3 protein-coding genes are annotated in these 6,687 nt (G+C 71.4%); 1 reads left to right on the top strand and 2 read right to left on the bottom strand.

Translation table 11 applies throughout. The annotated features are described in order from the left end of the window. Window positions 1-149: 149 nt before the first annotated feature. Together gyrA and gyrB are read right to left on the bottom strand one after the other, a co-directional pair. A complete protein-coding gene (gene gyrA / locus ACI798_RS08175) occupies window positions 150-2,618 on the bottom strand; it encodes a DNA gyrase subunit A (protein ID WP_456940434.1) in 2,469 nt (822 codons plus the stop codon). Window positions 2,619-2,735: 117 nt separating this feature from the next. Next, window positions 2,736-4,769, bottom strand: coding sequence for a DNA topoisomerase (ATP-hydrolyzing) subunit B (gene gyrB / locus ACI798_RS08170; protein ID WP_456940435.1), 2,034 nt, complete (start codon window positions 4,767-4,769; stop codon window positions 2,736-2,738). Between the two features lie 282 nt (window positions 4,770-5,051). Here gyrB and ACI798_RS08165 point away from each other — a divergent pair, with 282 nt between their 5' ends. Next, on the top strand, window positions 5,052-6,566 hold the full coding sequence (locus ACI798_RS08165) for an SDR family oxidoreductase (RefSeq protein WP_457047662.1): 1,515 nt from the start codon (window positions 5,052-5,054) through the stop codon (window positions 6,564-6,566). Window positions 6,567-6,687: the final 121 nt, after the last annotated feature.

Genomic DNA, 6,687 nt, shown 5'->3' with positions numbered 1-6,687 from the left:
GCCGATGCCCGCCTCGCCGACGACGAGGAAGCCCGGGTCGACGGCCGCCCCGCCGTCCCGCCGCACCTCCTCCCACGCCGCGAGCAGCCGGGCGCGGGGGGGGGGGGGGGCGGCGCGCCCCCCCCCCCACGCCTGCTCCCGGTTCCACCCTAGGCGGCGGGCTCGTCGTTGTCCGTCGTGCGCGCGATCGCCACGATCGACACGTCCTCGGGCAAGTTCATGAGCTTGACACCCATGGTGGCCCGGTCCTTGTTGTGGCGCACGCCGTTGACCGGCGTCCGGATCACGCCGCCGCCGGAGGTGATGGCGTACAGCTCGTCGCCGAGCCGGACCGCCAGCGCCCCGACCAGGGCCCCCTTGCGCGCCTTCGGGTCGGCGGTGAGCACGCCCTTCCCACCGCGGCCCTGCGGCGGGTAGTTCTCGATGCCGGTCCGCTTGGCGAAGCCGCGCTCGGTGGCGACCAGGACGTCGACGCCCTCCTCCACGACCATCATCGACAGCAGCCGGTCACCGGGCGACAGCGAGATGCCGCGCACGCCCTCGGTGGCCCGCCCCATCGGCCGCAGCGTGGCGTCGTCGGCCTTGAACCGGATCGACATCGCGGAGCGGGTGACCAGGAGCAGGTCCTGCTCGGGGTCGATGAGCGCCGCACCGACCAGCTCGTCGCCCTCGCGCAGGTTGATCGCGATGACGCCGCCGCTGCGCGGGGAGTCGAAGTCCGACAGCCGGGTCTTCTTCACCTGCCCGTTGGCGGTGGCCAGGACCAGGTACGGCGCGACGCCGTAGTCCTTGATCTGCATGACCTGGGCGATCCGCTCGTCGGGCTGGAACGCCAGGAGGTTGGCCACGTGCTGGCCGCGGGCGGTCCGGTTGGCCTCGGGCAGCTCGTAGGCCTTGGCCCGGTAGACCCGGCCCTTGGTGGTGAAGAACAGGATCCAGTCGTGGGTGGAGCCCACGAAGAAGTGGTCGACGATGTCGTCCTGCTTGAGCTGGGCGCCCATCACGCCCTTGCCGCCCCGCCGCTGCGAGCGGTAGAGGTCGCTCTTGGTCCGCTTGGCGTAGCCGGTGCGGGTGATGGTGACGACGACCTCCTCCTCCGCGATGAGGTCCTCCATCGTCACGTCGCCGTCGTTGGCCACGAACTTGCTGCGGCGGTCGTCGCCGTACTTCTCGACGATCTCCTCCAGCTCGGAGCGGACCAGCTGCCGCTGCCGCTCCGGGGAGTCGAGGATCGCCTGCAGGTCGGCGATGCGGGCCTCGATCTCGGCCAGCTCGTCGAGGATCCGCTGCCGCTCCAGCGCCGCCAGCCGGCGCAGCTGCAGGTCGAGGATGGCGGTCGCCTGGACCTCGTCGACGTCGAGCAGCTGCATGAGGCCGGTGCGGGCGGCCTCGGCGGACTCGCTGTTGCGGATGAGCGCGATGACCGCGTCGAGCTGGTCGAGGGCCTTGGCGTAGCCGCGCAGGATGTGCGCGCGCTCCTCGGCCTTGCGCAGCCGGTAGCGGGTGCGCCGGACGATGACCTCGATCTGGTGGTGGACCCAGTTGCGGACCAGCTCGTCCAGACGCAGCGTCCGCGGGACGCCGTCGACGATCGAGAGCATGTTGCAGCCGAACGAGGTCTGCAGCTGCGTGTGCTTGTACAGGTTGTTCAGCACGACCTTGGCCACCGCGTCGCGGCGCAGGGTGATGACCAGCCGGCGGCCGACGCGGTCGCTGGACTCGTCGGCGATCTCGCTGATGCCCTGCAGCCGGCCGTCCTTGACCGCCTCGGCGATCGCCTCGGCCAGGTTGTCCGGGTTGACCTGGTACGGCAGCTCGGTGACGACGAGCTGCACGCGGCCGCGGCTGTCCTCCTCGACCGTGACGACGGCGCGCATCTTCACCGAGCCGCGGCCGGTGCGGTAGGCGTCCTCGATGCCCTCGCGCCCGACGATCAGGCCGTGGGTCGGGAAGTCGGGGCCCGGGATCGCCTTCATGCAGGCGTTCAGGGCCTCCTCCGGCTCCGCGTCCGGGTTGTCGAGCATCCAGTAGGCGGCCTCGGCGACCTCGCGCAGGTTGTGCGGCGGCATGTTGGTGGCCATGCCGACGGCGATCCCCGCCGAGCCGTTGATCAGCAGGTTGGGGATCCGCGAGGGCAGGACCAGCGGCTCCTGCGTGCGGCCGTCGTAGTTCGCCTGGAAGTCGACGGTCTCCTCGTCGATGCCGGCCAGCATCTCCATGGCCAGCGGCGTGAGGCGGCACTCGGTGTACCGCATGGCGGCCGGCGGGTCGTTGCCCGGCGAGCCGAAGTTGCCCTGGCCGTCGATGAGCGGGTAGCGCATCGACCACGGCTGGGCGAGCCGCACGAGGGCGTCGTAGATCGCCGAGTCACCGTGCGGGTGGTAGTTGCCCATGACCTCGGCGACCGGCCGGGCGCACTTGACGTAGCCGCGGTCGGGGCGGAAGCCCTGGTCGTACATGGCGAAGAGGACGCGGCGGTGCACCGGCTTGAGGCCGTCGCGCACCTCCGGCAGCGCGCGGCCCACGATGACGCTCATCGCGTAGTCGATGTAGCTGCGCTGCATCTCCTGCTGCAGGTCGACCGGCTCGACGCGGTCGCGGGCAGGGGTCTCGGTCACTGGTCAGTTCTCCACGGATCGGTGCACGGTGAGTGGACGCCACTGGTGTCGACGGGTGGCCCCCTCGCAGGGGCCCACTGCGAGCTCGCGAGCAGTGGGGGGCGAGGGGGTCCTTCCTCAGACGTCCAGGAAGCGGACGTCCTTGGCGTTGCGGGTGATGAAGCTGCGGCGGGCCTCGACGTCCTCGCCCATGAGCACGCTGAACAGCTCGTCGGCCGTCGCGGCGTCCTCGAGGGTGACCTGGCCCAGCAGGCGGGTCTCCGGGTTCATCGTGGTCTCCCACAGCTCGCTGGCGTTCATCTCGCCGAGGCCCTTGTACCGCTGGATCATCTCCTCGCGGACTTTGCGGCCCTCCTCCTTGCCGGCGGCGAGCAGGGCGTCGCGCTCCCGGTCGGAGTAGGCGTACTCGTCACCCCACTTGCCGCCCCACTTGATCTTGTACAGCGGCGGCCGGGCCAGGTAGACGTGCCCGGCCTCGACCAGCGGCCGCATGAAGCGGAACAGCAGGGTCAGCAGCAGGGTGCAGATGTGCTGGCCGTCGACGTCGGCGTCGGCCATCAGCACGATCTTGTGGTACCGGAGCTTCGACAGGTCGAACTCGTCGTGGATGCCGGTGCCGAAGGCGGTGATCATCGACTGGACCTCGGTGTTCTTGAGGACCCGGTCGATGCGCGCCTTCTCGACGTTGATGATCTTGCCGCGGATCGGCAGGATCGCCTGGAACATCGAGTCGCGGCCGGACTTGGCCGAGCCGCCGGCCGAGTCGCCCTCGACGATGTAGATCTCGGAGTTGCGCGGGTCGGTCGAGCGGCAGTCGGCGAGCTTGCCCGGGAGCGAGTTGTTGCTCAGCAGGTTCTTGCGGGCGAGCTTGCGGGCGTCCTGCGCGGCGCGGCGGGCGCGGGCGGCCGAGGCGGCTTTGGTGATGATGGTCTTGGCCTCGGTCGGGTTGGCCTCGAACCAGTGCGTGATCTGGTCGTTGCAGACCTTCTGCACGAAGCCCTTGACCTCGGTGTTGCCGAGCTTGGTCTTCGTCTGGCCCTCGAACTGCGGGTCGCCGATCTTGACCGAGACGATCGCGGCCAGACCCTCGCGGATGTCCTCGCCGGTGAGCTTCTCGTCCTTCTCCTTGAGCAGCTTCTTGTCGACGGCGTAGCGGTTGACGATCGAGGTCAGCGCCGCGCGGAAGCCCTCCTCGTGGGTGCCGCCCTCGTGCGTGTTGATGACGTTGGCGAAGGTGTAGACCGACTCGGAGTACGCGTCGGACCACTGCATCGCGACGTCGACCGACATGCGCATGTCGTTCTTGCCGGTGCCCTCGGCGCCGAAGCTGATGACCGAGCGGTGGATCGGCGTCCGCTTGGCGTTGATGTGGCCGACGTAGTCGATGAGGCCGCCCTCGTAGTGGTAGGTGACCTCGGTGGCCTCGAAGGCCTCCTCCTCGGCACCGGGCTGCAGGGCCGCCTCGGCCACCGACACCTCGTCGGCCACGCCGGTCTCGGCCTTGCCCTGGCCAGGCCGCTCGTCGCGCAGGACGATCTTCAGGCCCTTGTTGAGGAAGGCCATCTCCTGCAGCCGGCGGCTGATGGTGTCGAACGAGTAGGTCGTCGTCTCGAAGATGCCGCCGTCGGCCCAGAAGGTGATCTGGGTGCCCTGCTTGGAGGTCGGGCCGACCTCCTCCAGCTTGCCGGGCTTGGCGAACTCGTAGGCCTGGTGCCACTCGCGGCCGTCCCGCCAGATGCGGACGTCGAGCGCGGTGGACAGCGCGTTGACGACGGTGACGCCGACGCCGTGCAGACCGCCGGAGACGCCGTAGCTCTTGCCGTCGAACTTGCCGCCCGCGTGCAGGACGGTCATGACGACCTCGACGGTCGGCCGCTTCTCCACGGGGTGCACGTCCACCGGGATGCCGCGGCCGTTGTCCTCGACGCGGACGCCGCCGTCGGCCAGCAGGGTGACGCGGACGGTGTCGCAGAAGCCGGCCAGCGCCTCGTCCACGGCGTTGTCGACGACCTCCCACACCATGTGGTGGAGGCCGCGCTCACCGGTGGAGCCGATGTACATGCCGGGCCGCTTGCGGACCGCCTCGAGCCCCTCGAGGACGGTGATGGAGCTGCCGGAGTAGGAGTTCTCGGTCTTCGGTCGAGCGACCACGTGGGGCCCTTCTGTCGCGCTCCCGGCATGCGGGCACCTCTCCTCCGAGAGGGGCCCGGGGGCGCACAGCGCCGCTCAGCCGGATGCTGGGGATTCCTGTCCTCCATGTTACCGGGTCCACCGACAGAAACCGCGCCGCGCGGCCCCTGAGGCCGTCCCTGCGCCACTCGCGGCTCGCGGCGTACCACCGGTGTTGCCCCGGGGGTCGACACGCCCGCCCAGGGGCCGCTGGACGGGTCGATCGGACGGCACCGTCCGCCGGCGACTCCCAGACTGGTCGACATGCAGCCAGCAGCGCGCCCACTCACCTGCCTGGTCACCGGTGCGACCGGTTACGTCGGCGGCCGGCTCGTCCCGGAACTGCTGGCCGCCGGCCACCGGGTCCGGGTGCTCAGCCGCTCACCGCGCAAGCTGCGCGACCTCCCCTGGCGCGACCGCGTCGAGGTCGCCGAGGGGGACGCCGCCGACCCCGGTGCCGTCCGCCGCGCCTGCGAGGGCGCCGACGTCGCCTACTACCTGATCCACTCGCTGGCGATCGGCCGCGAGTTCGAGGAGCGCGACCGGCACACCGCGCAGGTCATGGCCGACGCGGTGCGGGAGGCCGGCGTCGGGCGGCTGGTGTACCTGGGCGGGCTCGAGCCGCAGGACGAGGAGCTGTCCCCGCACCTGCGCTCGCGCGCGGAGGTGGCCCGCATCCTGCTCGACTCCGGCGTGCCCACCGTCGTGCTGCGGGCCGCGGTCATCCTCGGCTCGGGCTCGGCGTCGTTCGAGATGCTGCGCTACCTCACCGAGCGGCTGCCGGTCATGGTCACGCCCCGCTGGGTGCACAGCCGCATCCAGCCGATCGCCATCCGCGACGTGCTGCGCTACCTGGTCGGCTGCGCCACGCTGTCGCCGGACGTGCACCGCTGCTTCGACATCGGCGGCCCCGACGTCATGGACTACGCGCACATGATGCAGCGGTACGCCGAGGTGGCCGGGCTGCCGCGGCGGCGGATCCTGCCGGTCCCGTTCTTCACGCCGTCGCTGTCGAGCCACTGGGTCGGGGTCATCACCCCGGTGCCGGCGTCCATCGCACGGCCGCTGGTGGAGTCGCTGCGCAACACCGTCGTCGTCACCGAGCACGACGTCGCCCGCTACGTGCCCGACCCGCCGGAGGGGCTGCTGCCCTTCGACGAGGCGGTGCGGCTGGCGATCCAGAAGGTGCGCAACCGCGCGGTCGACACCCGGTGGACCGGGGCCTCGGTGCCCGGTGCGCCGTCGGACCCGTTGCCCACCGACCCGGACTGGGCCGGCGGCAGCCTGTTCCTCGACGAGCGGACGCGGGAGACCGACGCCTCGCCGGAGGCGCTGTGGCGGGTGGTCGAGGGCATCGGCGGGGAGACCGGCTGGTACAGCTTCCCGCTGGCCTGGGAGGTCCGCGGCTGGCTGGACCGGGCGGTCGGTGGGGTGGGCCTGCGGCGCGGCCGGCGCGACCCGTCGGACCTCTACGTCGGGGACGCGCTGGACTGGTGGCGGGTCGAGGAGCTCGACGAGGGGTCGCTGCTGCGGCTGCGCGCGGAGATGCGGGTGCCCGGCCTCGCCTGGCTCGAGTTCCACGTGGAACGTGCCGACGACGGGCGCACCCGGCTGCGGCAGAAGGCGACCTTCCACCCGTTCGGCCTGCTCGGGCAGCTCTACTGGTGGGGCATCTCGCCGTTCCACGGCGTCGTCTTCGGCAGCATGATCCGCAACCTCTGCAAGGCCGCGGAGGCGCAGGACGGCAGGGGCGCGACGGCGGCCTCGCGCGCGGCCTGAGCTGTGCCATCGGTCGGCCTGCCGGCCGACACCGCGGCCAGGTGCCGTCCCCCAGCTGCGTCGAGCCCACCCCGGCGCTCGATCGCGGGACCCTCCGGGCCCCACTCCTCCCGCCGCCCCG

It is taken from the genome of Geodermatophilus sp. SYSU D01045 (assembly GCF_054050295.1).
Note: the sequence above shows the minus strand (reverse complement) of the source record. Positions and strands in the feature narration are given on the sequence as shown.